General features: G+C 73.3%; 23 protein-coding genes. 14 read left to right on the forward strand and 9 right to left on the reverse strand.

All coding sequences use genetic code 11. The features are described from left to right. Positions 1 to 34 precede the first annotated feature (34 nt). The 4 genes from SM577_RS15475 to SM577_RS15490 all read right to left on the reverse strand — a co-directional run bounded on the left by SM577_RS15475 (position 35) and on the right by SM577_RS15490 (position 4,269). Positions 35 to 1,411, reverse strand: coding sequence for an NAD(P)/FAD-dependent oxidoreductase (locus SM577_RS15475; RefSeq protein WP_474587165.1), 1,377 nt, complete (start codon positions 1,409 to 1,411; stop codon positions 35 to 37). Continuing rightward, positions 1,411 to 2,118, reverse strand: a complete 708-nt coding sequence (locus tag SM577_RS15480) for a pyridoxamine 5'-phosphate oxidase family protein (protein WP_474587166.1) — start codon at positions 2,116 to 2,118, stop codon at positions 1,411 to 1,413. The genes SM577_RS15475 and SM577_RS15480 overlap by 1 nt, the downstream gene beginning before the upstream one ends. Continuing rightward, positions 2,103 to 3,449, reverse strand: a complete 1,347-nt coding sequence (locus SM577_RS15485; protein ID WP_474582884.1) for an aspartate aminotransferase family protein — start codon at positions 3,447 to 3,449, stop codon at positions 2,103 to 2,105. Before SM577_RS15485 ends, SM577_RS15480 begins: the two co-directional genes overlap by 16 nt. 307 nt (positions 3,450 to 3,756) lie before the next feature. Continuing rightward, on the reverse strand, positions 3,757 to 4,269 hold the full coding sequence (locus tag SM577_RS15490) for an Lrp/AsnC family transcriptional regulator (RefSeq protein WP_302918138.1): 513 nt from the start codon (positions 4,267 to 4,269) through the stop codon (positions 3,757 to 3,759). A 205-nt stretch (positions 4,270 to 4,474) separates the two neighbouring features. Between SM577_RS15490 and SM577_RS15495 the strand changes: the two genes are divergently transcribed. The 8 genes from SM577_RS15495 to SM577_RS15530 all read left to right on the forward strand — a co-directional run bounded on the left by SM577_RS15495 (position 4,475) and on the right by SM577_RS15530 (position 13,281). Further along, positions 4,475 to 5,659, forward strand: a complete 1,185-nt coding sequence (locus tag SM577_RS15495; RefSeq protein WP_474582885.1) for a polyamine ABC transporter substrate-binding protein — start codon at positions 4,475 to 4,477, stop codon at positions 5,657 to 5,659. An 11-nt stretch (positions 5,660 to 5,670) separates the two neighbouring features. Then, positions 5,671 to 6,831, forward strand: a complete 1,161-nt coding sequence (locus tag SM577_RS15500; protein ID WP_474587167.1) for an ABC transporter ATP-binding protein — start codon at positions 5,671 to 5,673, stop codon at positions 6,829 to 6,831. Continuing rightward, positions 6,828 to 7,742 (forward strand): ABC transporter permease, encoded by a 915-nt coding sequence (locus SM577_RS15505; protein ID WP_474582887.1) that lies wholly within the window; start codon positions 6,828 to 6,830, stop codon positions 7,740 to 7,742. The genes SM577_RS15500 and SM577_RS15505 overlap by 4 nt, the downstream gene beginning before the upstream one ends. Further along, positions 7,739 to 8,590: an ABC transporter permease gene (locus SM577_RS15510; protein WP_474582888.1), complete on the forward strand. Its 852-nt coding sequence runs from the start codon at positions 7,739 to 7,741 to the stop codon at positions 8,588 to 8,590. Before SM577_RS15505 ends, SM577_RS15510 begins: the two co-directional genes overlap by 4 nt. Further along, positions 8,587 to 10,008 carry an NAD(P)/FAD-dependent oxidoreductase gene (locus SM577_RS15515; RefSeq protein ID WP_474587168.1) on the forward strand — a complete coding sequence of 474 codons (1,422 nt, stop codon included), beginning with the start codon at positions 8,587 to 8,589 and terminating at the stop codon, positions 10,006 to 10,008. Before SM577_RS15510 ends, SM577_RS15515 begins: the two co-directional genes overlap by 4 nt. Beyond that, positions 10,008 to 11,210 (forward strand): saccharopine dehydrogenase family protein, encoded by a 1,203-nt coding sequence (locus tag SM577_RS15520; RefSeq protein WP_474587169.1) that lies wholly within the window; start codon positions 10,008 to 10,010, stop codon positions 11,208 to 11,210. The genes SM577_RS15515 and SM577_RS15520 overlap by 1 nt, the downstream gene beginning before the upstream one ends. Continuing rightward, entirely contained in the window at positions 11,207 to 12,220 is a 1,014-nt protein-coding gene (gene speB / locus SM577_RS15525; protein WP_302918131.1) for an agmatinase, read from the forward strand. The genes SM577_RS15520 and speB overlap by 4 nt, the downstream gene beginning before the upstream one ends. Positions 12,221 to 12,435: 215 nt before the next feature. Next, a complete protein-coding gene (locus SM577_RS15530; protein ID WP_474587170.1) occupies positions 12,436 to 13,281 on the forward strand; it encodes a DUF559 domain-containing protein in 846 nt (281 codons plus the stop codon). Positions 13,282 to 13,374: 93 nt separating this feature from the next. Here SM577_RS15530 and SM577_RS15535 read toward each other — a convergent pair whose 3' ends face one another. From SM577_RS15535 to SM577_RS15545, 3 genes are read right to left on the reverse strand one after another with little or no spacing between them, the layout of a single operon-like run. Then, the gene (locus SM577_RS15535) at positions 13,375 to 13,719 is read right to left on the reverse strand and encodes a DUF779 domain-containing protein (RefSeq protein WP_474587171.1); all 345 of its coding nucleotides are present in this window, start codon (positions 13,717 to 13,719) and stop codon (positions 13,375 to 13,377) included. Beyond that, on the reverse strand, positions 13,719 to 15,224 hold the full coding sequence (gene adh, locus SM577_RS15540) for an aldehyde dehydrogenase (RefSeq protein ID WP_474587172.1): 1,506 nt from the start codon (positions 15,222 to 15,224) through the stop codon (positions 13,719 to 13,721). The genes SM577_RS15535 and adh overlap by 1 nt, the downstream gene beginning before the upstream one ends. 43 nt (positions 15,225 to 15,267) lie before the next feature. Next, the gene (locus SM577_RS15545; protein WP_302918127.1) at positions 15,268 to 16,569 is read right to left on the reverse strand and encodes a GAF domain-containing protein; all 1,302 of its coding nucleotides are present in this window, start codon (positions 16,567 to 16,569) and stop codon (positions 15,268 to 15,270) included. A 238-nt stretch (positions 16,570 to 16,807) separates the two neighbouring features. Here SM577_RS15545 and SM577_RS15550 point away from each other — a divergent pair, with 238 nt between their 5' ends. The 5 genes from SM577_RS15550 (at position 16,808) to SM577_RS15570 (ending at position 21,478) form a co-directional block, all read left to right on the forward strand. Beyond that, positions 16,808 to 17,473: a response regulator transcription factor gene (locus SM577_RS15550; protein ID WP_302918126.1), complete on the forward strand. Its 666-nt coding sequence runs from the start codon at positions 16,808 to 16,810 to the stop codon at positions 17,471 to 17,473. Beyond that, a complete protein-coding gene (locus tag SM577_RS15555; RefSeq protein ID WP_474587173.1) occupies positions 17,470 to 18,522 on the forward strand; it encodes a sensor histidine kinase in 1,053 nt (350 codons plus the stop codon). The genes SM577_RS15550 and SM577_RS15555 overlap by 4 nt, the downstream gene beginning before the upstream one ends. A gap of 162 nt (positions 18,523 to 18,684) precedes the next feature. Further along, positions 18,685 to 19,710 (forward strand): threonine ammonia-lyase, encoded by a 1,026-nt coding sequence (locus SM577_RS15560; protein WP_474587174.1) that lies wholly within the window; start codon positions 18,685 to 18,687, stop codon positions 19,708 to 19,710. Further along, complete coding sequence (locus SM577_RS15565; RefSeq protein WP_302918123.1) at positions 19,707 to 20,846, forward strand: D-alanine--D-alanine ligase family protein; 1,140 nt, start codon at positions 19,707 to 19,709, stop codon at positions 20,844 to 20,846. Before SM577_RS15560 ends, SM577_RS15565 begins: the two co-directional genes overlap by 4 nt. Beyond that, entirely contained in the window at positions 20,843 to 21,478 is a 636-nt protein-coding gene (locus tag SM577_RS15570) for a M15 family metallopeptidase (protein ID WP_302918122.1), read from the forward strand. Before SM577_RS15565 ends, SM577_RS15570 begins: the two co-directional genes overlap by 4 nt. Positions 21,479 to 21,489: 11 nt before the next feature. Here the strand turns inward: SM577_RS15570 and SM577_RS15575 are convergent, their stop codons facing one another. Continuing rightward, on the reverse strand, positions 21,490 to 22,311 hold the full coding sequence (locus SM577_RS15575; protein ID WP_302918121.1) for an NmrA family NAD(P)-binding protein: 822 nt from the start codon (positions 22,309 to 22,311) through the stop codon (positions 21,490 to 21,492). Between the two features lie 137 nt (positions 22,312 to 22,448). Between SM577_RS15575 and SM577_RS15580 the strand changes: the two genes are divergently transcribed. Further along, positions 22,449 to 23,138, forward strand: a complete 690-nt coding sequence (locus tag SM577_RS15580; protein ID WP_474587175.1) for an RlpA-like double-psi beta-barrel domain-containing protein — start codon at positions 22,449 to 22,451, stop codon at positions 23,136 to 23,138. 147 nt (positions 23,139 to 23,285) lie between these two features. Here SM577_RS15580 and gabT read toward each other — a convergent pair whose 3' ends face one another. After that, positions 23,286 to 24,560 carry a 4-aminobutyrate--2-oxoglutarate transaminase gene (gene gabT, locus SM577_RS15585; RefSeq protein WP_474587176.1) on the reverse strand — a complete coding sequence of 425 codons (1,275 nt, stop codon included), beginning with the start codon at positions 24,558 to 24,560 and terminating at the stop codon, positions 23,286 to 23,288.

Raw genomic sequence — 24,560 nt, forward strand, 5'->3', positions numbered from 1 at the left:
GCGGCGGGGGTGGGGGGCAGCCGGGGGTGGGGGGTTAGTGGCCGAGGAGGTGGGAGACGGTGGTGGCTCGGCGGGAGGGGCGGCCGGAGCGGAGTTCGGCGGCGTCGGCGGAGAACATCAGGCGCAGGGCGGCGTTGACCGCCAGCCAGCGCAGGGGCTCGGGCTCCCACCTCGGGGAGCGGTGGTTGACCCAGGGGAGGGCGGTCAGCTCCGTGCGCTCACCCCGGATCAGGTCGGCCAGCGTACGGCCGGCGAGGTTGCTGGTGCCGACGCCGTCGCCGACGTACCCGCCGGCCCAGCCGAGCCCGCTGGCCGGGTCGTAGCCCACCGAGGCGGCCCAGTCCCGGGCCACCCCGAGCGGCCCGCCCCAGGTGTGCGTCACCGGCACGTCCGAGCCGAGCACCGGGAAGAGCTCGCCGAGCGTACGGCGCAGCGCCGCGAAGACCCGCGGCTCCCGGTCGTACCCCGGCACCACGCGGGACCCAAAGTGGTACGGGGCGCCCCGACCGCCGAAGGCGAGCCGCCCGTCGGCGGTGCGCTGGCCGTAGACGATGACGTGCCGGTGGTCGGAGAAGGTCTCCCGCTCCGCCAGCCCGATCCGCTCCCAGGTCCGCGCCGGCAGCGGCTCGGTGGCCACCATCAGCGAGTAGACCGGCGCGACCGTGCGCCGCTGCCCGGGCAGCAGCGGTGTGTAGCCCTCGGTGGCCCGGATCACCACCGGCGCGCGTACCGTGCCGGCCGGGGTCACCGCCGCGCCGGACCGGATCGCCGTCACCGGGGTGCGCTCGTGGATGGTCACCCCGCGCCGCTGCACCGCCCGGGCCAGGCCGCGGACCAGCCGCGCCGGGTGCACCGCCGCGCAGTGCGGCGTGTACGTCCCGCCGAGCACCCCCTCGGCGGCGCACCGGGCCGTCGCCTCGCCGGCGTCCAGCAGCGCCAGGTCCTCCGGGCCGAGTCCGAACTCCCGGGCCTCCTCGACGGCCGCCCGGGCCCGGGCGAGCTGCGGACCGGTCCGGGCGAGCACCACCGTCCCGCCGTACGCCCAGTCGCAGTCGATGCCCTCGGCCGCGACCACCCGGCCGACCTCGCGCACCGTGGCCTGCATGGTGCGTTGCATGGCGAGCGCGGCGTCCCGGCCGTGCCGGCGGGCCAGCGCGGGCAGTGAGGTGGGGAAGAGCGCGGAGCACCAGCCGCCGTTGCGCCCGGACGCGCCGTACCCGGCGATCTCGGCCTCCAGCACGGTGATCCGCAACGTCGGGTCCGCCCCGGCCAGGTAGTACGCCGTCCAAAGCCCGGTGTAGCCGGCGCCGACGATCACCACATCGGCCTCGGCGTCGCCCGGCAGGGGCGGGCGCGGGGTCAGCGGCTCGTCCACCGTGGACAGCCAGTACGACAGCTCCGGGTAACGCATCACCACTCCGGGGGCGGCAGGTCGAAGCGGAGCGCCGGATCGGGCTCCGGGCGGCCGAGCGACTCCACCACCGGCACCACGCCGGCCCAGACCTCGCGCGAGAGGTCCTCGGGCGGATCGTCCGGCGGCCCGGCGCTGATCTTCACCGAGCACTCGGTCAGCGGCAGCGCGAGCACCAGGGTGGCCGCCAGTTCCTTCGCCGACGGTGGCCGGATCACCGCCCAGCGGCCGGGCAGCAGGTGCTCCGAGAGCCGTTCCAGCGCGGCCAGCTTCTCGTCGCCGGCCAGGCTGGCCAGGGTGCCGAGCACCATCGCGCAGCGGTAGTTCATCGAGGACTCGAAGGCGCTGCGGGCCAGCACCAGCCCGTCCAGCAGGGTGACCGTGAGGCAGGCCGGCGCGCCGGCGGCCAGGTGCCGGAACAGCCGGCTGCCGGTGGAGCCGTGCACCAGCACCCGGTCGCCGTCGCGGGCGTAGCCGACCGGGAGCGCGTACGGCTGGTCGCCGTCGACGATGGCCAGGTGGGCGACCCGGCCGGCGTCGAGCACCGCGTACAGGCTCGCCCGGTCGTGCGCCGCGAGGTCGGGCAGCCGGCGTACGCGGGTGCGCGCCGTCCGCCCGACCTCGGGGTCGGCCGGCGGGCGGGCCCCGGCGGACCGGGACCCGGCAGCGGGCGGAGGCCCGGACCCGCCGGTCAGAGGCGTGCCCACGCCTCGGTCAGCACGCCGCGCAGGATCTGCTCGATCTCGTCGAACTGCTGCTGCTCGGCGATCAGCGGCGGGGCGAGCTGCACCACCGGGTCGCCCCGGTCGTCGGCGCGGCAGTACAACCCGGCCTGGAAGAGCGCGGTGGAGAGGAAGCCGCGCAGCAGCCGCTCCGACTCTGCCTCGTCGAAGGTCTCCCGGGAGGTCTTGTCCTTGACCAGCTCGATGCCGTAGAAGTAGCCGTCGCCCCGGACGTCGCCGACGATCGGCAGGTCGTGCAGCTTCTCCAGGGTGGCGCGGAACGCCGCCTCGTTGGCGCGGACGTGCCCGACCAGGTCCTCGCGGGCGAAGACCTCCAGGTTGGCCAGGGCCACCGCGCAGGAGACCGGGTGCCCGCCGAAGGTCACCCCGTGGGCGAACATGCCGGTCTCGGTGAGGAACGGCTCCATCAGCCGGTCGCTGGCGATCATCGCGCCGAGCGGGGCGTAGCCGGAGGTGATGCCCTTGGCGGTGGTGATGATGTCCGGCTGGTAGCCGTAGCGGACGGCGCCGAAGTACTCGCCGAGCCGGCCCCAGGAGCAGATCACCTCGTCGGAGACGAGCAGCACGTCGTACGCGTCGCAGATCTCGCGGACCCGCTCGAAGTAGCCGGGTGGCGGGGGGAAGCAGCCGCCGGAGTTCTGCACCGGCTCCAGGAAGACCGCCGCCACCGTGTCCGGCCCCTCCCGCTCGATGGCGCGGCCGATCTCGTCGGCGGCCCAGCGGCCGAACGCCTCGGGGTCGTCGCCGTGCTCGGGCGCCCGGTAGAAGTTGGTGTTCGGCACCTTGATCCCACCGGGCACCAGCGGCTCGAAGTCGCTCTTGATGCCGGGCAGGCCGGTGATCGACAGCGCGCCCATCGAGGTGCCGTGGTAGGCGATGTAGCGGCTGACCACCTTGTACTTGTTGGGCTGGCCGGTGCGCTTGAAGTAGGCCCGGGCCAGCTTCCAGGCCGCCTCGACGGCCTCCGAGCCGCCGGTGGTGAAGAAGACCCGGTTCAGGTCGCCGGGGGCGAGTGCCGAGATCTTCTCGGCCAGCTCCACCGCCTTCGGGTGGGCGTACGACCAGAGCGGGAAGTAGGCCAGCTCGCCGGCCTGCTTGGCGGCGGCCTCGGCCAGCTCCGCGCGGCCGTGGCCGGCGTTGACCACGAAGAGCCCGGCGAGCCCGTCGAGGTAGCGGCGGCCCTGGGCGTCCCAGACGTACGCGCCCTCGCCGCGGACGATGGTCGGCACCTCGCCGGCGGAGTAGCTCGCCATCCGGGTGAAGTGCATCCAGAGGTGGTCGGTGGCGTTGGCCATGTCAGCCCCATCGGGTCTCGGGCCGGTCAGGGGACACCGGCCGCACTGCCCACGGTTATCCCACAGCCCGAGCCCGGAAAGCAAGTGGGATCGGTGGTCTATGGCCGGAACGACAACGGAATCAGCGAGGAGCTAGAGGGCAGGCGACGGAATCCGCATCTCGGGCTGAGTGCGCCTCGCGCCGTCGCGACAAGATCCACTCTGGTTCGCCGATGTGGCGGTGTCGCACTGGCTCGGATACCGCCACATCGGCGACATGAAGTGGATCAACGCGGGGGGCGTCGGGCGGCCCGGAGGTGCCGACTGGTCAGGCGGTGCCCCAGGTGTAGGTCTGCTTGCGCAGCTTGAGGTAGACGAACGCCTCGGTGGAGAGCACGCCCTCGACCGCGCGCAGCCGTTGCAGGATCTCCAGCAGGTGGTCGTCGTTGCGGCAGACCACCTCGGTGAGCAGGTCGAACGAGCCGGCCGTGATGACCACGTAGTCGACCTCCTCCAACTCGGCGAGGCGGTCGGCCACCGCCTCCAGATCACCGTCGGTACGCAGGCCGATCATGGCCTGGCGGGGGAAGCCGAGCTGGAGCGGATCGGTCACCGCGACGATCTGCATCACCCCGGCGTCGAGCAGCCGCTGCACCCGCTGCCGCACCGCGGCCTCGGAGAGCCCGACCGCCTTGCCGATGGTGGCGTACGGCCGGCGGCCGTCCTCCTGGAGCTGCTCGATGATCTGCTTCGCCACGTCGTCGAGCAGAGCGTGACTGGCACCCTCACGCACGGTTACCCGCCGCCCGCCGTTGCCGGTGTCCTGCTGCCGGTTCGTCATCGACCGCTCCCCATGTCCGTTCCCGGGCTGAGCCTAATGCCCCCGCGCAGTGTGGCGTATTTCGTCGTCCAGAGCTAATCCCGCAACGGAATCCCTTGTAAGGGAGGTCACCTCATGTCAGGATCAGTCGTCCACCGCACTTGACCCTCCCGCCGGCGCGCCACCCCCGTCCTGCCGCCGACGAATGACCCCTAGGAGTCGTCACATGCGAACTCCCCTTCGGCCCCTCACCCGGCGTGGACTGCTCACCGGCACCCTCGGCTCGGCGGCGCTGCTCGCCGCCGGCGGCGCCCTGGCCGGCTGCGGCACCAAGGGCGCCCAGCAGACCGAGACCGGCTGCGTCAGCGAAGACCTCTCCGGCACCGAGAAGAAGCTCGCCTTCTCCAACTGGCCGCAGTACATGGACGTCGATGAGTCCGACGAGTCGAAGCGGCCGACCCTCGACGCGTTCATCGCCAAGTCCGGCATCGCGGTCACCTACACCGAGGACGTCAACGACAACAACGAGTTCTTCGGCAAGGTGCAGAACCAGCTCGCCGGCTGCCAGCCGACCGAGCGGGACATCATGGTGCTCACCGACTGGATGGCGGCCCGGATGATCCGGCTCGGCTGGGTCCAGAAGCTGGACAAGTCGAAGCTGCCCAACGTCGAGGCCAACCTGCTCTCCTCGCTGCGCGGCCGCTCCTTCGACAAGGAGAACCAGCTCGCCATCCCGTGGCAGTCCGGCCTGGCCGGCCTCGCCTACAACGGCAAGGTGACCAAGGAGATCCGTACCGTCGACGAGCTGCTCACCCGCCCCGACCTCAAGGGCAAGGTGACCGCCCTGTCCGAGATGCGCGACACCATGGGCCTGCTGCTCCAGTCGAACGGCCACGACCCGTCGAACTTCACCGCCGCCCAGTTCGACGACGCGCTGAACAAGCTCAAGAAGGCCGTCGACTCCGGGCAGATCCGCAAGTTCACCGGCAACGACTACGCGCCCGACCTGGCCAAGGGCGACATCGCCGCGTGCGTCGGCTGGTCCGGCGACGTCATCCAGCTCGGCTTCGAGGACGAGAACGTCAAGTTCGTGGTGCCCGAGTCCGGCGTGATGCTCTGGTCGGACAACATGCTGGTGCCGAACAAGGCCACCCACAAGGCCAACGCCGAGCAGCTGATGAACTACTACTACGACCCGGCGGTGGCCGCCCAGCTCGCCGCGTACGTGAACTACATCTGCCCGGTGCAGGGCGCCCAGGCGGAGATGGAGAAGATCGACCCGGAGCTGGCGGCCAACCCGCTGATCTTCCCCGACGACGCGATGCTCGCGAAGTCCAAGGTCTTCATGGCCCTGGACGAGAAGCAGGAACGCGAGTACGAAGGCAAGTTCCAGCAGGTCATCGGGGCGTGACGGGAGTGGGCGTGGCATCTGTGGGGCGCGAGACACCGGCCGGCGACCTGCGGCTGGCCAACCTCACCAAGCGGTTCGGCATCTTCACCGCTGTCGACGACCTCAGCCTGACCATCCCGCAGGGTTCGTTCTTCGCCCTGCTCGGGGCGTCCGGCTGCGGCAAGACCACCACCCTGCGGATGATCGCCGGGCTGGAGGAACCGACCAGCGGGCAGGTGCTGCTCGGTGACCGGGACATCGCCCGGCTGCGGCCGTACAAGCGGCCGGTGAACACCGTGTTCCAGAGCTACGCCCTCTTCCCGCACCTGGACATCTTCGAGAACGTGGCGTTCGGGCTGCGCCGGCGCGGCATCCGCAAGGTCGACGACCAGGTCGAGCGGATGCTGGCGCTGGTGCAGCTCGAAGGGTACGGCCGGCGCCGGCCGGCCCAACTCTCCGGCGGCCAGCAGCAGCGGGTCGCGCTGGCCCGCGCGCTGATCAACCACCCGCAGGTGCTGCTGCTGGACGAGCCGCTCGGCGCGCTCGACCTGAAGCTGCGCCGGCAGATGCAGATCGAGCTGAAGCGGATCCAGACCGAGGTCGGCATCACCTTCGTGCACGTCACGCACGACCAGGAGGAGGCCATGACGATGGCCGACACGGTCGCGGTGATGAACGTCGGGAAGATTGAGCAGCTGGGCGCACCGGCCGAGCTCTACGAGTTCCCGGCCACCGCGTTCGTGGCGAACTTCCTCGGCCAGTCCAATCTGCTCGCCGGCGAGGCCGCCGGCGCCGCCGGGGACGAGGTGCCGGTCTCCGCGCACGGCTCCCGCTTCGCCGTGCCCGCCGACCGGGCCCGGGTCGACCGGGGCCCGGTCTACCTGGGCGTACGCCCGGAGAAGCTGCACCTGGTCGGCTCCGCCGACCAGGCCCCCGCCGGGCACCAGCACGTCACCGGGGTGGTCAGCGACGCCTCCTACGTCGGGGTCAGCACCCAGTACCTGCTGCGCACCGGCTGGGGCAGCGAGCTGTCGGTCTTCGTGGCGAACAGCGGCGCGACCGCGCAGCTGCCGGTCGGCACCGAGGCGGTGGCGCACTGGGACCCGCGGCACGCCTTCCTGCTGCCCCGCGAGCCCGGCGCGGACGACCGGACCAGCCCGGCGCTGGACGAGCCGGTGGGGGCCACCTCGTGACAGCCCTGGCCCACGTGCCGACCGGGTCGGGGCAGCCGGCGGCGCCGGAGCGGGCCGTCCGGTCCGGGCGGTACCGGTTCCTGCCGTACCTGCTGCTGCTGCCCGGCGCGGCCTGGCTGTTCCTGTTCTTCGCCGTGCCGCTGTTCCAGCTCGCCGCGGCCAGCCTCTACGACCCCAGCGGCTCGCTCTCCACCGGGTACGCGCTGACCTGGGCGTTCGGCAACTACCCGGACGCGCTGGCGGCGTACTGGCCGCAGTTCACCCGGTCGTTCCGCTACGCCGGGATCGCGCTGGTGCTGGCCCTGCTGATGGGCTACCCGCTGGCGTACGCGATCGCGCAGAAGGCCGGCCGGTGGAAGAACCTGCTGCTGGTCTGCGTGATCGCGCCGATGTTCACCAGCTTCCTGGTGCGCACCCTCGCCTGGAAGACCATCCTGTCCGACAACGGTTGGCTCGTCGGGCTGCTGCGCGACGTGCACCTGCTCGCCCCCGACGGCCGGCTGCTGGCCACCCCGGTCGCGGTGGTGCTCGGGCTGACGTACAACTTCCTGCCGTTCCTGGTGCTGCCGCTCTACGCGAGCCTGGAGCGGCTGGACCACCGGCTGCTGGAGGCGGCCAGCGACCTCTACGCCAGCCCGGTGCGCGCGTTCCGCCGGGTCACCCTGCCGCTCTCCATGCCCGGCCTGGTCGCCGGCACGCTGCTCTTCTTCATCCCGGCCAGCGGCGACTACATCAACGCCGAGCTGCTCGGCACTCCGAACGAATACATGATCGGCAACGTCATCGACTCGGCGTTCCTGGTCCGGCTGGACTACCCGCAGGGCGCGGCGCTGTCCTTCCTGCTCATGGCGGCGATCCTCGCGGTGGTCTTCGTCTACCTGCGCCGCGCCGGCACCGAGGAGGTCCTGTGAGCGTGGGACACCGCATCGGTCGCTGGCTGGCCGACCACTGGGTGCTGGGCGTCGGGCTGCTCGTGCTCGGCTACCTCTTCCTGCCCATCGCCGTGGTGGCTGGCCTGTCCTTCAACCGCCCGTCCAGCCGGCTGTCGTACGACTTCCACGAGTTCACCCTGGACAACTGGCGCAACCCGTGCGCCACCTCGGACATGTGCGACGCGGTGGTGCGCAGCGTCCAGATCGGGTTCATCGCCACCGTGGTCGCCACGGTGCTCGGCACCCTGATGGCGTTCGCGCTGGTGCGGCACCGGTTCCGCGGCCGGTCCGGGATCAACGTGCTGATCTTCCTGCCGATGGCCACCCCGGAACTGGTGATGGGCACCTCGCTGCTCGCCCTCTTCGTCTCCGCCGGGGTGCCGCAGGGGTTCTGGACCATCGTCATCGCGCACGTGATGTTCTGCGTGTCGTTCGTGGTGGTCACCGTGAAGGCGCGGCTGGCCGGGATGGACTCCCGGCTGGAGGAGGCCGCGATGGACCTCTACGCCAGCGAGTGGCAGACCTTCCGGCGGATCACCCTGCCGCTGGTGATGCCCGGCATCGTGGCCGCCGCGCTGCTCGCCTTCTCGCTGTCGTTCGACGACTTCATCATCACCAACTTCAACGCCGGCACCACCGTCACGTTCCCGATGTACGTCTGGGGCGCCGCCCAGCGGGGCATCCCGCCGCAGGTCAACGTCATCGGCACGGCGATGTTCGTGATCGCGTTGCTGCTGGTGCTGGCCAGCATGCTGCGCGGCCGGCGGGGCCGCCGCGCCGCCCTGCGGGTGGCGGCGGGCACCGGGCCGGCGCGGCGACCGTCATGACCGGGCCGCATCCCGGCCGGGCGCTGGCCGACGCGGCGCCCGTGCCGTACTGGCTGGACCGCCCGGAACGGCCCGACCCGCTGCCGCCGCTGACCGGCCCCGACAGCGCCGACCTGCTGGTGGTCGGCGGCGGGTACGCCGGGCTGTGGAGCGCGTTGCTGGCCAAGCGGGCCGACCCCGGGCGGGACGTGCTGCTGGTCGAGGCGGGCACCTGCGGCTGGGCGGCGTCCGGGCGCAACGGCGGGTTCTGCGCCGCCTCGCTCACCCACGGGCTGGCCAACGGCGTCGAGCGCTTCCCGGACGAGATCGACGTGCTGGAGCGGCTCGGCCGGGAGAACCTGGACGCCATCGCCGCGACCGTCGCCGAGTACGGCATCGACTGCGACTTCGAGCGCACCGGCGAACTGGCCGTCGCGGTCGAGCCGTACCAGCTCGACGGGCTGGCCGCCGACGCGGAGCTGGGCCGCCGGTACGGCCACGACGTGCGGCTGCTCGACGCCGACCAGGTACGCGCCGAGGTGAACTCGCCGACGTACCTGGGCGGGATGTGGGACCGGGACCGCACGGCGCTGCTCGACCCGGCGAAGCTGGCCTGGGGGCTGCGCCGCGCCTGCCTGGGCGTCGGGGTGCGGATCGTCGAGCACACCCGGGTGACCGGGCTGCGCCGCGACGGCGCGGCGCTGCGGGCCACCACCACCGGTGGCCGGGACGCCGCCCCGGGCAGCGTCCGCGCCGGGCGGGTGGTGCTGGCGACCAACGCGTTCCCGCCGTTGCTGCGCCGGCTGCGCGCCTTCGTGGTGCCGGTCTACGACTACGCGCTGATGACCGAGCCGCTCGCCGACGACGAGCGGCGCTCGGTCGGCTGGGCGAACCGGCAGGGGCTCGCGGACACCGCCAACCAGTTCCACTACTACCGGATCACCCCCGACAACCGGATCCTCTTCGGCGGCTACGACGCCGTCTACCACTTCGGCAACCGGATGGCCCCGTCGCTGGAGCAGCGCTGGGACACCTTCTGCACCCTCGCCGAGCACTTCTTCACCACCTTCCCGCAGCTCGACGGGCTGCGGTTCAGCCACCGCTGGGGCGGCGTGATCGACACCTGCACCCGGTTCTGCCCGTTCTTCGGCACCGCGTACGAGGGCCGGCTGGCGTACGCGGCCGGGTTCACCGGGCTCGGCGTCGGGGCCACCCGGTTCGCCGCCCGGGTGATGCTCGACCTGCTCGGCGGCGCGGAGACCCCGCTGACCCGGCTGGACCTGGTACGCCGCAAGCCACTGCCGTTCCCGCCCGAGCCGGCCCGCGCGGTCGGCATCAATCTAACCCGCTGGTCGCTGGCCCGCGCCGACGGGCGGCAGGGCCGGCGCAACCTCTGGCTCCGTACGCTCGATCGTTTCGGTTTGGGGTTCGATTCCTGATGCGCATCCTGCTCGTGGGCGCCGGCGGGGTCGGCTCCGCCGCGGTCGCCATCGCCGCCCGCCGTACCTTCTTCGACACGGTGGTGGTCGCCGACCACGACCCCGGCCGGGCGTCCCGGGCGGTGGCCGGGCACGGTGACCGGTTCGTCGCCGCCACGGTGGACGCCTCCTCGGCCGACGCGGTGGCCGCGCTCTGCCGGGAGCACCGGATCACCCACGTGCTCAACGCGGTCGACCCGCGCTTCGTCATGCCGATCTTCCACGGGGCGTTCGCGGCCGGCGCGGATTACCTCGACATGGCCATGTCGCTGTCCCGACCGCACCCCGATCGGCCGTACGCCGAGACCGGCGTGAAGCTCGGCGACGAGCAGTTCGCGGTCGCGGACGAGTGGTCCGCGGCGGGGCGGTTGGCGCTCTGCGGCATCGGCGTCGAGCCGGGCCTGTCCGACGTCTTCGCCCGGTACGCCGCCGACGAGTTGTTCGCCGAGATCGACGAGATCGGGGTGCGGGACGGGGCCAACCTGACGGTGGACGGCTACGACTTCGCGCCGTCGTTCTCCATCTGGACCACCATCGAGGAGTGCCTCAACCCACCGGTGGTCTGGGAGGCCGGCCGGGGCTGGTACACCACCCCGCCCTTCTCCGAGCCCGAGGTCTTCCGGTTCCCAGGCGGGATCGGGCCGGTCGAGTGCGTCAACGTCGAGCACGAGGAGGTGCTGCTCATCCCGCGCTGGGTCGACGCCAGGCGGGTCACCTTCAAGTACGGCCTCGGCAACGAGTTCATCGAGGTGCTCAAGACGCTGCACAAGCTCGGCCTGGACGCGACCGCGCCGGTGCGGGTCGGCGGGGTTTCCGTGTCCCCGCGCGACGTGGTGGCGGCCTGCCTGCCCGACCCGGCCACCCTCGGCGACCGGATGCGCGGCAAGACCTGCGCCGGCACCTGGGTGCGCGGGACCGGCCCGGACGGCCGGCCGCGCGAGGTCTACCTCTACCACGTGGTCGACAACGAGTGGTCGATGACCGAGTACGGCCACCAGGCGGTGGTCTGGCAGACCGCGGTGAACCCGGTGGTGGCGCTGGAACTGCTGGCCGCCGGCGCGTGGTCGGGGGTGGGGGTGCTCGGCCCGGAGGCGCTGCCACCGAGGCCGTTCCTGGACCTGCTCACCGGCTACGGTTCGCCGTGGGGGATGGAGGAGCGATGAGCCGGTACGGCCCGATGTTCGGCCCCGACGTCACCTTCCTCGGGGTGCCCCGCTGCACGCTGGACGAGCCGGCCACGTTCGCCGACGCGGACGTGGTCGTCGTCGGCGCGCCCTTCGACGGCGGCACTTCGCACCGGCCCGGCACCCGGTTCGGCCCGTCCGCCATCCGGCAGGCCTGCTACCTGCCGCACGACGGCTCCCGCCCGTCGCTCGCGCTGCGCGTCGACGGGCTGCGCGACCTGCGGGTGTACGACGCCGGCGACGTGGAGATGTTCTCCGGCGACATCGAGCGGTCGCTTGCCGCGCTGGAGTCCGCCGTCTTCACTGTCGCCTCGGCCGGGGCGATCCCGATCGTGCTCGGCGGCGACCACTCCATCGCGCTACCCGACGCCACCGGGGTGGCCCGGCACCACGGGCTCGGCCGGGTGTCGCTGGTGCACTTCGACGCGCACGCCGACACCGGCGACATCGAGTTCGGCTCGCTGCACGGGCACGGCCAGCCGATGCGCCGGCTCATCGAGTCCGGCGCGGTGCGCGGCGACCGGTTCCTCCAGATCGGCCTGCGCGGCTACTGGCCCGACCCGCCGACCCTGCGCTGGATGGCCGACCAGCGGATGCGCTCGTACGAGATGACCGAGCTGGTGTCGCGCGGCCTGGACGAGTGCCTGACCGAGGCGTTCGGGATCGCGGTGGACGAGTGCGAGGGCGTCTTCCTCTCCGTCGACGTGGACGTGGTCGACCCGGGCATGGCGCCGGGTACCGGCACCCCGGAGCCGGGCGGGCTCACCTCCCGCCAGTTGCTCGACGCGGTCCGCCGGTGCTGCTACGAGCTGCCAGTGGTCGGCGTGGACGTGGTCGAGGTGGCCCCGCCGTACGACCACGCGGACATCACCGCGTACCTGGGCAACCGGGTGGTGCTGGAGGCGTTGTCGGCCATCGCCCGCCGTCGCCACGACGCGGCCGGCGGCCCGCCCTGGAACCCCCGCCAACCCCTGCTCGACGACCGCTGACCCCCCTTCCTCCCGCGATCTTGCACTTCCTGCCCCGACCTATCGGGCCATCTCCGGCAAATCTAGGGCCTTAGGTGCAAGATCGCGGAGGAAGGGCGGGTGGCGTGTAGCAGAGGGGTGGGGGTGGTGGGGGTTGTCCACAGGGGGGTGGGTTGTCCACAGGGGTGGGTGAGAAGGGGGGCGGGCGGGGGTGGGGGTTCGGCATATTGCCCGGCGTGGCGACTCAGCTGTGGCGCGTCGAGGACTTGTTGCGGAGCCTGACCGTGAAGCGCATCCGGACGCGGGTCAGCAAGGAGGAGCTGATCCGGGTGCGGAGAGGGATCTACGCGGCCGAGCCCTGCGGGGATGAGGACGAACTGCGGGCACTCCTGATGTGCCTGCCGGAGGGCGCCGCGTTGACCCGGCAGAGTGCGGCGCGTCGTCACGGCTTCGGGGTGCTGCGGGAGAACCAGGTCCACATCCAGCTACCACCCCATGTGCCCCGGCCTCGGCTACCCGGACTGGTCGTTCACCATTCAGTCCTACCCGTGCAACCCGTTCTCGTCGGCGGAGTGCCGTGCGTTCCGGCCGCCCGCTGCGCGGTCGACCTCACCCGCACCGTGCGACGGCTCGACGCCCTGCCGGTGCTCGACGCCGCTCTCCGGTGCGGAGCCGTGACGCACGACGAGTTGGCGGCGGAGTTGCCGGCCCACCGATCCCTGCGGGGCGTGAGGCAGGCGCGCGATCTCGTGCCGCTGGCGGACGGACGGGCGGAGTGTCGCCAGGAGAGCCAGCTGCGACTGGTGCTGCTCGACGGCCGGCTGCCGCCGCCCGAGCCGCAGCTGTGGGTGCACGACTCGTACGGCATCCGCCGGTACCGGCTTGATCTGGGCTATCGGCAGCGCAGGATCGGCATCGAATATGACGGAATGTCCCACCTGGACCGGGAGCGCCTTCGGCGCGACCGGGAGCGGGTGAACTGGCTCGACGCCAATGGCTGGCGGATGCGCTACTTCACCGACCAGGACCTCTACCGCCGTCCCCACCACATCATCACCACCATCCGCGCCGCCCTCTCCTAGCTCCCCGCGATCTTGCACTTTCTGCCCCGACTTTCCGGGCATTCGTCGCGTCTCTACGGCGCAAAGTGCAAGATCGCGGGGGACCGGGAGGGGTTAGGCGAGGCGGGAGCGGGTGAGGAAGCGGACTCCCTCGGGGGCCTCCAGGGAGAAGCCGCTGCCCCGGCCGGGCACCACGTCGACGGTCAACGTGGTGTGTTTCCACAGCTCCCACTGCGCCGCGGACATCCAGAACTCGACCGGCTCGGGAACGCCGTCGACGGCCAGCGAGGCCAGCAGGACGTCGGACGAGCCGGTGCGGAACTCGCCGGCCGGGTAGCACATCGGGGCGCTGCCGTCGCAGCAGCCGCCGGACTGGTGGAACATCAGCGGCCCGTGCTGCTCCCGCAGCGACCGGATCAGCTCGGCCGCGGCCGGCGTCACCGCCACCACGTCACCCATCAGAAGAAGCCGAGCTTCTTGGGCGAGTAGCTGACCAGCAGGTTCTTGGTCTGCTGGTAGTGCTCCAGCATCATCTTGTGGTTCTCCCGGCCGATGCCGGACTGCTTGTAGCCGCCGAACGCCGCGTGCGCCGGGTAGGCGTGGTAGCAGTTCGTCCAGACCCGGCCGGCCTGGATCGACCGCCCGGCCCGGTACGCGGTGTTGATGTCCCGGGTCCACACGCCGGCGCCCAGCCCGTAGAGCGTGTCGTTGGCGATCTTCACGGCGTCGTCCAGGTCGGCGAAGGAGGTCACCGACACCACCGGGCCGAAGATCTCCTCCTGGAAGATCCGCATGGAGTTGTCGCCCTCGAAGATGGTCGGCTCCACGTAGTACCCGCCGGAGAGTTCGCCGCCAAGGTCGGCCCGCGCGCCGCCGGTCAGCACCTTCGCGCCCTCCTGCCGGCCGATGTCCAGGTAGGACAGGATCTTCTCCAGTTGGTCGTTCGACGCCTGCGCGCCGATCATCGTGTCGGTGTCCAGCGGGTGCCCCTGGCGTACCGCCTTGGTCCGGTCCACGGCCGCGGCGAGGAAGTCGGCGTAGTGGCCCTGCTGGATCAGCGCCCGGGACGGGCAGGTGCAGACCTCGCCCTGGTTGAGGGCGAACATGGTGAACCCTTCGAGCGCCTTGTCGAAGAAGTCGTCCCGGGCGGCGCTGACGTCGTCGAAGAAGATGTTCGGGCTCTTGCCGCCCAGCTCCAGGGTGACCGGCTTGATGTTCTCGCTGGCGTACTGCATGATCAGCCGCCCGGTGGTGGTCTCGCCGGTGAACGCCACCTTCGCCACCCGCGGCGAGGACGCCAGCGGCTTGCCCGCCTCGACGCCGAAGCCGTTGACCACGTTGACCACGCCGGGCGGCAGCAGGTCGGCCACCAGCGAGAGCCAGTAGTGGATCGACGCGGGCGTCTGCTCGGCCGGCTTGAGCACCACCGCGTTGCCGGCGGCGAGCGCCGGGGCGAGCTTCCAGGTGGCCATCAGCAGCGGGAAGTTCCACGGGATGATCTGCCCGACCACGCCGAGCGGCTCGTGGAAGTGGTAGGCGACGGTGTCGTCGTCCAACTCGCCGAGGGAGCCCTCCTGGGCCCGGATCGCCCCGGCGAAGTACCGGAAGTGGTCGATCGCCAGCGGGATGTCCGCGGCCAGGGTCTCCCGGACCGGCTTGCCGTTCTCCCAGGTCTCCGCGATCGCCAGGGCTTCCAGGTTCTCCTGCATCCGGTCGGCGATCCGGTTGAGGATCAGCGCGCGTTCGGCGACCGGCGTGCGCCCCCACGCGTCGGCGGCGCCGTGCGCGGCGTCGAGCGCCTTCTCGACGTCCTCGGCGGTGCCGCGGGCCACCTCGCAGAAGGTCTGCCCGGTGACCGGGGTGGGGTTCTCGAAGTAGCGGCCGGAGTGCGGCGTGACGTACTCGCCGCCGATGAAGTGGTCGTAGCGGGACTGCCAGTGGGTGGGCGCGTCGTAGCGCGGCATGGTTACCTCCGCCGTCCGATCGGGTCGGTTGACGGCGGAGAAGCTAGTTTCCGGGACGTTGCAGCAACGTTGCGCGCGGCAGGTCGTACTCCCGGGCGAGCTGGTCGACCCGGGCCAGCGCGAGCGGCCGGCGCGGCGCGCCCGGCGGCGACGCCGCGGCCAGCGCCTGCCAGGCGGTCAGGTCGTCGGCGCCGGCGGGCGTCGCGGTCCAGGCGGCGAGCAGCGCCGGGTCCCGGGTGGCCAGCACGGCCGCGCGGAGCTGGCCGTCGACCAGCCGGCGCAGCCGGGTCACTCCCGGTGCGTCCGAGCCGGGCAGCAGCGGTCCAGCGTACGCGTCGAGCGCGCCCGCCGGATCGCCGCGTTCCAGCAGTTCGCCGACGGTACGGAAGTCGGCCCGGACGGTCCCGCGCAGCCGGTACGGCCGGGAGTCGAGCAGGTCGGGGCCGAGGATGCGGCGCAACCGGGACAGTTCGGCGCGCAGGGTGACCGGGTGCAGCCGGTCGTCGCCGTACAGGTCGAGGCCGAGCTGCTCGCCGGTGCGCCCCTCGGGGTGGTCGAGCAGCAGCACCAGCAGTTCGCTGTGCCGGCGGCCGAGCCGGATCCGGCGCCCGTCGACCCGCAGCTCCGCCTCGTCCCGGCCGAGCGCGGCGACGGTGACCACGCCCGGCTCGACCGGCCGGTCGGCGGCGAGCTGCGCCTCGGCCGCCCGGGCGGTGGCCCGGACCAGCGCCAGGCTCTGCGGGTTGGCCAGGTGGTCGCCGCCGGTGATGTCGACCGCCCCGAGCAGCCGCCCGGTGGCCGGATCGTGGATCGGCGCGGCGGCGCAGGTCCACCGCTGCACCCGCCGGCTGAAGTGCTCGGTGGCGAAGATCTGCACGCTGTGGTCGATGGCCAGGGCGGTGCCGGGGGCGTTGGTGCCGGCGTGCGGCTCGTCCCAGCGGGCCCCGGGCACGAAGTTCATCCGCTCGGCGTGCCGGAGCACCCCCGGATGCCCCTCCACCCAGAGCAGGCGCCCGTGCGCGTCGCAGACCGCCATCAGGTGCGCGCCGTCCTGGGCGATGCCGCCGAGCAGGTCGCGGAAGAGCGGCAGCACCCGGGCCAGGGGGTGGCCGGCGCGGTAGCTCTCCAGCGCGTCGTCGGTCAGCTCCACCGGTGGGGTGGTCTCCGGATCGAGCAGCGCCGCCGAGCGGCGCCAGGAGTGGGCGACGACCTCCCGCAGCCGCCGGTCGGTACGCCGGGCCGCCTCCGGCCCACCGGCGAGGAACGCCTCGTGGGCGGCACCGACCTGCGCGATCCGCTCCGCCGGATCGACGCCGAATTCCAGGGCGAGCCACGGGTCGGCCATCGGCGACCTCCTCGCGCCCCATCGTGACGCAGCTCACCCCGGATCGCCAAGTGCGGCCGCGGACCGGGGACGGACCGCCCCAGACGGCGTACCGGGGCGGCAAGCGCACCCGTCCGGCTCACGGGCGTTTGTCCCGGGATCGCCGCCGTGGAGGATGGCTCCGGCGGGTGCTTACAGAACCCTTAACTCCAGCCTGAGACGGTGTTCCGGACAACGAGGAACCACGGGGAGAGCAAGCGTGCGGGTGTTGGTGGCGGACGACGAGCGGTTGCTGGCGGACACGGTCGCCGAGGGGCTGCGCCGCCTCTCCATGGCTGTCGACGTCTGCTACGACGGCGACGGCGCGCTGGAGCGGGTCGGGGTGAACCGGTACGACGTCGCCGTGCTGGACCGGGACATGCCCGGGCGCACCGGCGACGAGGTGTGCCGCAGCATCGCCGACTCGGACGCGGGCACCCGGGTGCTGCTGCTCACCGCGGCGGCCGGCATCCGGGACCGGGTGGAGGGGCTCGGGCTGGGCGCGGACGACTACCTCACCAAGCCGTTCGCCTTCGCCGAGCTGGTCGCCCGGGTGCAGGCGCTCGGCCGGCGCTCCGCACCCGCCCTGCCGCCGGTGCTGGCGCGGCACGGGGTGGTGCTCGACGTGGCCCGGCACGTGGCCACCCGGGACGGCCACCCGCTCAACCTGAGCCCGAAGGAGTTCGCGGTGCTGCACGTGCTGATGCGCGCGGGCGGCCGGGTGGTCAGCGCGGAGGAGCTGCTGGAACAGGCCTGGGACGAGTTCGCCGACCCGTTCACCAACGCCGTACGGGTCACCGTGATGACGCTGCGCAAGAAGCTCGGCCAGCCGGCCGTCCTGCACACCGTGCCGAAGGCCGGCTACCGGATCGGCGGCCCGGAGTGACCCCGCGCCGCCGCATCCTGCTGGTCGGGGTGCTCGCGCTGCTCGTCGGCTACTTCCGGCCCGGCCTGGAGAAGTGGCTGCTGGCCACCGTGTGGCTGCGCGGCCGGGAGTTCTGTGACCTGCCGCTGCCCGGGTCGGGGCTGGTGTGCCAGCCGGCGCGCGACCTCGGCGTCGCCCTGTACCCGTTGATCATGCTCGCGGTGCTGGTGGCCGCGGTGGTGGCGATCTGGGCCGCCGCGATCTGGTGCCTGCGCCCGGTGCGGGACCTCGCCGAGCCGATCGCCCACGTCGGCCCGCAGAACCTCGGCCACCGGATCCGCCGGCCGGGCCGGGACGAGCTGGCCCGGCTGACCGGGGCCATCGACGAGATGATGGAGCGGATCTCCGCCGGGTACGAGGGGCAGCGGCGGTTCGCCGCGAACGCCTCGCACGAGCTGCGCACCCCGCTGGCGGTGCAGCGGACGCTGATCGAGGTCGGCATGGCCCGGACGCTCACCGGTGAGCAGACGGAGCTGCTGACCGCCCAACTGCTGGAGACCAACGAGCGCAACGAGCGGCTGATCGAAGGGCTGCTCACGCTCAGCGAGAGCGACCAGGGCCTGCGCTCGCGTACGCCACAGCGGCTCGACGAGATCGTGGCCGGGGTGCTGGCCGGCTACCAGGACCGGGCCCGGGAGGCGGGCGTGACGATCGACAGCCACCTCACACCCCGGGTGGTGCCCGGGGAGCGGGTGCTGCTGGAGCGCCTGGTCAGCAACCTGGTGGAGAACGCGATCAAGTACAACCGGCCCGGCGGCACCCTCACCGTCGCGGTCGGCGACACCCCGGCGCTGACCGTGGTCAACACCGGCCAGTTCGTGCCGGCCGAGGCGGTGGCCGGCCTCTTCGAGCCGTTCCGGCGGCTGGCCGCGGACCGTACCGGCCACGGCGGCGGCGCCGGCCTCGGCCTGGCCATCGCCCGCTCGATCACCCAGGCGCACGACGGCATCATCGCCGCCCGGCCCGCCGAGTACGGCGGCCTGCGGGTCGAGGTCCGACTGCCGCACTGACCCGGCCGACCGGCCGGCACACATCCAGCCACGCCCCTCGTCGGGGGCCGCACGACGCGGCACCCCTACATCCGGCGTGCCCGAAAACCGGTGCCGCCCGACCTGCGACCCGGTACGGCCGGGCGCCCAGCGCCCGCCGGCCACGAAACGGAAGGAGACGAGATGTCCCGCATCGACCCGCCGGCCCCAGCCGGCCCGGTCCGGGCCGACGTCGAGGAGGCCGCCCGCCGGCTCTCCGGCCAGGTGGTGCGCACCCCGGTGCTGCGCTCCCCGGCGATCGACCGGCTGGCCGGCGTCCGGGTGCTGATCAAGGCGGAGAACCTCCAGCACGGCGGCTCGTACAAGATGCGCGGCGCGTCGCTGGCGGTCGGGCGGCTCGCCGAAGCCGGCGGGCACGGCGGCGTCGTCGCGCAGAGCACCGGCAACCACGCGGTGGCGGTGGCGCTGGCGGCCCGCCGGCACGGGATGTCCGCCACCGTGGTGCTGCCGGCGGACGCGGCGCCGACCAAGGTCGCCCGGGCGCGGGCGGCGGGGGCCCGGATCGTGCTGGCCGACACCGCCGAGGAGCGGCTCGCGCTGGCCCGCGAAGTCAGCGCCGCCACCGGCCACCCGGTCGTCGACGCGTACGACCACCCGGACGTGATCGCCGGGCAGGGCACCGCCAGCCTGGAGCTGATCGAGGACGCCGAGCGGGCCGGCACCCCGCTGGACGCGCTGGTGCTGCCGGTCGGCGGCGGCGGTGGGGCCGCCGGCGCCTGCCTCGCCGCCACCGGCCGCCCGATCGAGGTGTACGGCGTCGAGCCGGTCGGCTGCGACTCGCTGGCCCGGAGCCTGGCCGCCGGTCGGCCGACCCCGGTCCCGCCGGCGCCCACGATCGCCGACGGGCTCCGCCCGGCCTGTGTCGGCGAGCTGCCGTTCGCGATCCTGCGCACCGCGCTGCGCGGGGTGGTCCGGGTCGACGACGAGCGGATCACCGAGGCGTTCCGGCTGCTCCTGCTGGAGCTGAAGGTGCTGGCCGAGCCGTCCGGAGCGGCCGGCCTGGCCGGGGCGCTGCGGATCGCGGCCGACGGCCGGCACCACACCGTCGGCGTCGTGCTGACCGGCGGAAATGTCGAGGCGGAACTGGTGGCCCGGTTGGCGGCCCACCGGCTCGCCGAGGTCACGAGCGTGGAAGGGGTGGCGGCATGAGCGCGCCGGTCCGGATCGGAATCCTGTTCGGCGGCCCGTCCGCGGAGCACGAGGTGTCCTGCGCCTCGGCCCTCGGCGTGGCCCGGGCCCTGGCCGGCGGTGGCTACCGCACGGTCGCCATCGGGGTGACCCGCACCGGTGGGCTGCGGCTGGTACCGGACGCCGTGCTGGCGGAGCTGCGCGACGGCGCCGGCGCGGACCGGGCCATCGACGACCGGCTGACGGTCACCGGGCCGCCGGTCGAGCTGCGGCCGGGCCGCCGGCCCGCGACGGCGGTGGTGACCGCGGCGAACGCGTCCGGCGCGGTGCACGCCGAACTGGACGTGGTCTTCCCGGTGCTGCACGGCCCGTTCGGCGAGGACGGGGTGGTCCAGGGACTGCTCGAGTCGCTGGGCGTGCCGTACGTGGGGTGCGGCATCCTCGCCGCCGCGGTCGGCATGAACAAGGTGGCGATGAAGCGGGCGCTGCGGGCCGAGGGGGTGCCGATCACCCCGCACGTGGCATTCGACGCGCAGACGTACCGGACGATCGACGACCCGGAGAAGCTGGTGTTGGGGCTGCGCCGGCCGCTGTTCGTCAAACCGGCCAGCATGGGCTCGTCGATCGGCATCTCCCGGGTGGCCGAGGGGGACGACCTGGCGGCCGCGATCGAGGAGGCGCTGCGCCACGACCAGCAGGTGGTGGTCGAGCAGGGCGTCACCGGCCGGGAACTGGAGTGCGCGGTGCTCGGCGGGTGGCGGCCGGAGGCGTCGGCGGTGGGCGAGGTCCGGGTCTCCGGCGGCTGGTTCGACTACCGGCAGAAGTACTTCGGCGACGCCGACCCGATGGTCGTCCCGGCCGCGCTGCCCGAGGACGTGACCGACCGGATCCGCAAGCTGTCGCTGCGGGCGTTCGCCGCGATCGGCGGCTGGGGACTGGCCCGGGTCGATTTCCTCTACGACGAGGCGGCCGGCGACCTCTACGTCAACGAGCTGAACACCATGCCCGGCTTCACCGCGCACTCGATGTACCCGAAGGTCTGGGCGGCGGTCGGTGTCGGCTACCGGGAGATCGTGGACCGGCTGGTGGAGCTGGCCTTCGCCCGCCACGCGGAGCGCTCCGCCACCGCCGGCGCCGTCACCGGGGTGGCGCGATGATCCTGCTCGCCGATCCCCGGGTGGCGGCCGTGCCCAGCGCCGACGACGGCGACCCGCTGGTGGACCTGCGCGACCTGCCGGAACTGCGGCTGGACAGCCGGGCGGCCGACCCGGCCGGCGCGTACGCCCGGGTGCGGCGGGGGGTCGCGGACCGGCTGCTGGCCGCGCAGCGCGCGCTGCCGGCCGGCCTGCGCCTGCTGGTCGTCGAGGGGTACCGCCCGTACCGGGCCCAGCTGGAGATCTTCACCGGCTACCGGGAGGAACTGCGCCGGGCGCACCCGGACTGGTCGCCGGAGCGGCTGCACCGGGAGACCACCAAGTTCGTCTCGCCGGTCGAGGTGGCACCGCACAGCACCGGCGGGGCGGTCGACCTGACCCTGTGCACCGAGGACGGGGTCGAGCTGGACCTGGGCACCGCCGTCGACGCCACCCCGGAGGCCAGCGCCGACGCCTGTTTCACCGACTCGCCGGCCGTCTCGGCGACCGCGCGGCGACACCGGCGGATCATGGGTGCCGCGCTGCGCGGGGCGGGCCTGGTGAACTACCCGACCGAGTGGTGGCACTGGTCCTACGGCGACCGGTACTGGGCGTTGCTGACCGGCGCCCCGCACACCCGCTACGGCCCGGTGTGACGGGCGGGTGGTCAGCGGAAGGCGTCGGCGTGCGCGCGCGCCCAGTCGGCGAAGGTACGCGGCGGCCGGCCGACCAGCCGCTCGACGGTGTCGCTGACCGTGTACGCGGCCGGCGGCGGGTTGCCCTGCCAGGACGCGAGCAGGTCGATCAGCTCCTCGTCGTAGCCGGCCTGCCGCCACCGGGCGCGGGCCTGCTCCTCGGTCAGCTCGACGAACCGCACCTCCCGGCCGATGGCCGCGGCGACGGCGGCCACCCGCTGCCGCGGGGTGAGGGCCTGCGGGCCGGTGAGAGGGTAGGACCGGCCCGCGTGCCCGTCGCCGGTGAGCACCTCCGCGGCGACCGCCCCGACGTCGGCCTCGTCGACCACCGCGCTGCGGACGTCGGCGAACGGCTCGCGTACCTCGCCGGCGGCACGGATCGACTCCGCCCAGCCGAGGGCGTTGCTCATGAAGTCCACCGGCTGGAGGATCGTCCACTCCAGGCTCCCCGCCCGGACCGCCTCCTCGACCGGGCCGTCCTGGCCGTTCCAGAGCACGGCCAGCCGCCGCACGCCGGCGCGCTCCGCCAGGGCGACGATCTCCGGCCCGGTGCGCAACGTCGCGTAGTCGTCACCAGCGGTGGTCAACAGGTGGACGCCGGTGACGCCCTCGAACGCCGCCGGCAGCGTGGCCGGGTCGGTGAGGTCGCCGGCCACCACCTCGACCCCGTCCGGCAGCCCGGTCGCCCGGGCCGGATCCCTGGTCAGGGCGCGTACCGGCACCCCGCGCGCCACCAGTTCGGCCACCACCCGCCGGCCGGCCCGGCCCGTCGCGCCGGTCACCAGATACGTCATGGCACCTCCTCGATCGCCTGTCCCGACGCTAGGACCTGAAGCCGACTTCAGGTCAACCCGCGGATCGCGGTGAACGGGGCAGCGCTCCCACGCCGTACCAGGCGTCGTAGGTGACACCGACGACGGGAGAGACAACGGTGAGGGTGCAGCGGAAGCACATGCTGGCGGCGGGGGTGGCGGTGGTCGCCACGGCGGTGGTGGCGGTCGGCACCGGGCTCGGGTTCGCGGACAGCGCGCCGGCGCGCGCCTCGGTGTGCCAGGGCTCGGTGACCTTCTCGGCCGAGGGTGGCGCGCCGGCGGCGACCAGCGACCGGTTCCCGGTGGGCACCCGGCTGCGGGTGACCAACCTGGACAACAACCGGTCGGCGACCGTCACCGTGACCGGCCCGTCCGGCAGTTGCGTGCTGCTCAACGCGGCCGCCATGGAACTGGTCCGGGAACCCGGCAAGAACGTGATCCGCCGCAACGTGGTGGAACGCCTGGACGGCGGGGGCGCGACGCAGCCCGGCGGTGGCCAGCCCGGCTCCGGCGCCGCCCAGCCGGGCGGTGGAGCGGCGCAGCCGGGCGCCGGTCAGCCCGGTGCCGCCTCCGCGTGCCCGGGTTCGGTCACCTTCTCGGCCGAGGGTGGCGCCCCGGCGGCGACCAGCGGCCGGTTCCCGGTGGGCACCCGGCTGCGGGTGACCAACCTGGACAACAACCGGTCGACCACGGTGACGGTGACCGGCCCGTCCGGCAGTTGCGTGCTGCTCAACGCGGCCGCCATGGACCAGGTGCGCGAGCCGGGGAAGAACGTGATCCGGCGCAACGTGGTCGAGGTGCTCCGCTGACCGGCCGGGCGGCCCCACGGAGCTGATCGGGCGGCTCCGCCGGCTCGCCCGGCAGCCGGAGGGCCCCTCGGGTGCGGCGAGGGGCCCTCCGGCGTACGGCGGGGCCGACGGCTGTCTGCCGCGGGCCCCCGGCCGGACCCGCCGGGCTCAGCCGGGGAACGCCGCGTCCAGGATGTCCAGGCCCCGGCGCAGCTCGGCGGCGGAGATCACCAGCGGGGGCAGGAAGCGCAGCACGTTGCCGTACGTGCCGCAGGTCAGGGTGAGCAGGCCGGCCGCGTGACAGGCCGCCGAGACCGCCGCCGTGGTGACCGGATCGGGGGTGAGCGTGCCGGGCTGGACGATCTCCACGGCGAGCATCGCGCCCCGGCCACGTACCTCGGCGACCACCCCGGTGCGCTCGGCGATGGCCTGCAGCCGGGGCACCATGGTCGCCTGGATCCGCCGCGCGGCGCCGGCCAGGTCCAGCTCGTGCATGGTCTCGATGCTGGCCAGGGCGGCGGCGCAGGCGATCGGGTTGCCGCCGTAGGTGCCGCCGAGGCCGCCGACGTGCACCGCGTCCATCAGCTCGGCCCGGCCGGTCACCGCGGCCAGCGGCAGCCCGCCGGCGATGCCCTTGGCCAGGGTGACCAGGTCCGGCTCGATTCCCTCGTGCTGGCAGGCGAACCAGTCACCGGTGCGGCAGAACCCGGTCTGGATCTCGTCGGCCACGAAGACCACCCCGGCGGCGGTCGCCCACTCGCGCAGTGCCGGCAGGAACCCCGGCGCCGGCACGACGAACCCGCCCTCGCCCTGGATCGGCTCGATCAGCAGCGCGGCGACGTTCTCCGCGCCGACCTGCTTCTCCACCAGCTCGATCGCCCGCGCGGCGGCCTCCGCGCCCGGCAGGCCACCGTCGCGCAGCGGGTACGACATCGGCACCCGGTAGATCTCGCCGGCGAACGGCCCGAACCGGTGCTTGTACGGCATGTTCTTCGCGGTCAGCGCCATGGTCAGGTTGGTCCGGCCGTGGTACGCGTGGTCGAAGACCACCACCGCCGGCCGCCCGGTGGCGTGCCGGGCGATCTTCACCGCGTTCTCCACCGCCTCGGCGCCGGAGTTGAACAGCGCCGAGCGCTTCTCGAACCCGCCCGGGGTGAGCGCGTTGAGCTGCTCGCAGACCGCCACGTACGACTCGTACGGCGCCACCATGAAGCAGGTGTGGGTGAAGCGCTCGACCTGCGCCCGTACCGCCTCGACCACCCGCGGGGCGGAGTTGCCGACGTTGGTCACCGCGATGCCGGCGGCGAAGTCGATCCACTCCCGCCCGTCGACGTCGGTGAGCGTGCCGCCGCTCGCGCGGTCCACGTAGGACGGGATGACGCTGCCGACGCCCCGGGCGACCGCCGCCCCGCGCCGCTTGTGCAGCTCCTCGCTCGACGCCAC

The organism is Micromonospora desertarenae, from assembly GCF_056150265.1.

Coding starts and splice junctions, on each gene's coding strand:
- SM577_RS15475 (WP_474587165.1), bottom strand. CDS start 1,411: ATGCGTTACCCGGAGCTGTCGTACTGGCTGTCCACGGTGGACGAGCCG.
- SM577_RS15485 (WP_474582884.1), bottom strand. CDS start 3,449: ATGGCCAACGCCACCGACCACCTCTGGATGCACTTCACCCGGATGGCG.
- SM577_RS15490 (WP_302918138.1), bottom strand. CDS start 4,269: ATGACGAACCGGCAGCAGGACACCGGCAACGGCGGGCGGCGGGTAACC.
- SM577_RS15495 (WP_474582885.1), top strand. CDS start 4,475: ATGCGAACTCCCCTTCGGCCCCTCACCCGGCGTGGACTGCTCACCGGC.
- SM577_RS15515 (WP_474587168.1), top strand. CDS start 8,587: ATGACCGGGCCGCATCCCGGCCGGGCGCTGGCCGACGCGGCGCCCGTG.
- SM577_RS15520 (WP_474587169.1), top strand. CDS start 10,008: ATGCGCATCCTGCTCGTGGGCGCCGGCGGGGTCGGCTCCGCCGCGGTC.
- speB (WP_302918131.1), top strand. CDS start 11,207: ATGAGCCGGTACGGCCCGATGTTCGGCCCCGACGTCACCTTCCTCGGG.
- SM577_RS15535 (WP_474587171.1), bottom strand. CDS start 13,719: ATGGGTGACGTGGTGGCGGTGACGCCGGCCGCGGCCGAGCTGATCCGG.
- adh (WP_474587172.1), bottom strand. CDS start 15,224: ATGCCGCGCTACGACGCGCCCACCCACTGGCAGTCCCGCTACGACCAC.
- SM577_RS15545 (WP_302918127.1), bottom strand. CDS start 16,569: ATGGCCGACCCGTGGCTCGCCCTGGAATTCGGCGTCGATCCGGCGGAG.
- SM577_RS15560 (WP_474587174.1), top strand. CDS start 18,685: ATGTCCCGCATCGACCCGCCGGCCCCAGCCGGCCCGGTCCGGGCCGAC.
- SM577_RS15565 (WP_302918123.1), top strand. CDS start 19,707: ATGAGCGCGCCGGTCCGGATCGGAATCCTGTTCGGCGGCCCGTCCGCG.
- SM577_RS15570 (WP_302918122.1), top strand. CDS start 20,843: ATGATCCTGCTCGCCGATCCCCGGGTGGCGGCCGTGCCCAGCGCCGAC.
- SM577_RS15575 (WP_302918121.1), bottom strand. CDS start 22,311: ATGACGTATCTGGTGACCGGCGCGACGGGCCGGGCCGGCCGGCGGGTG.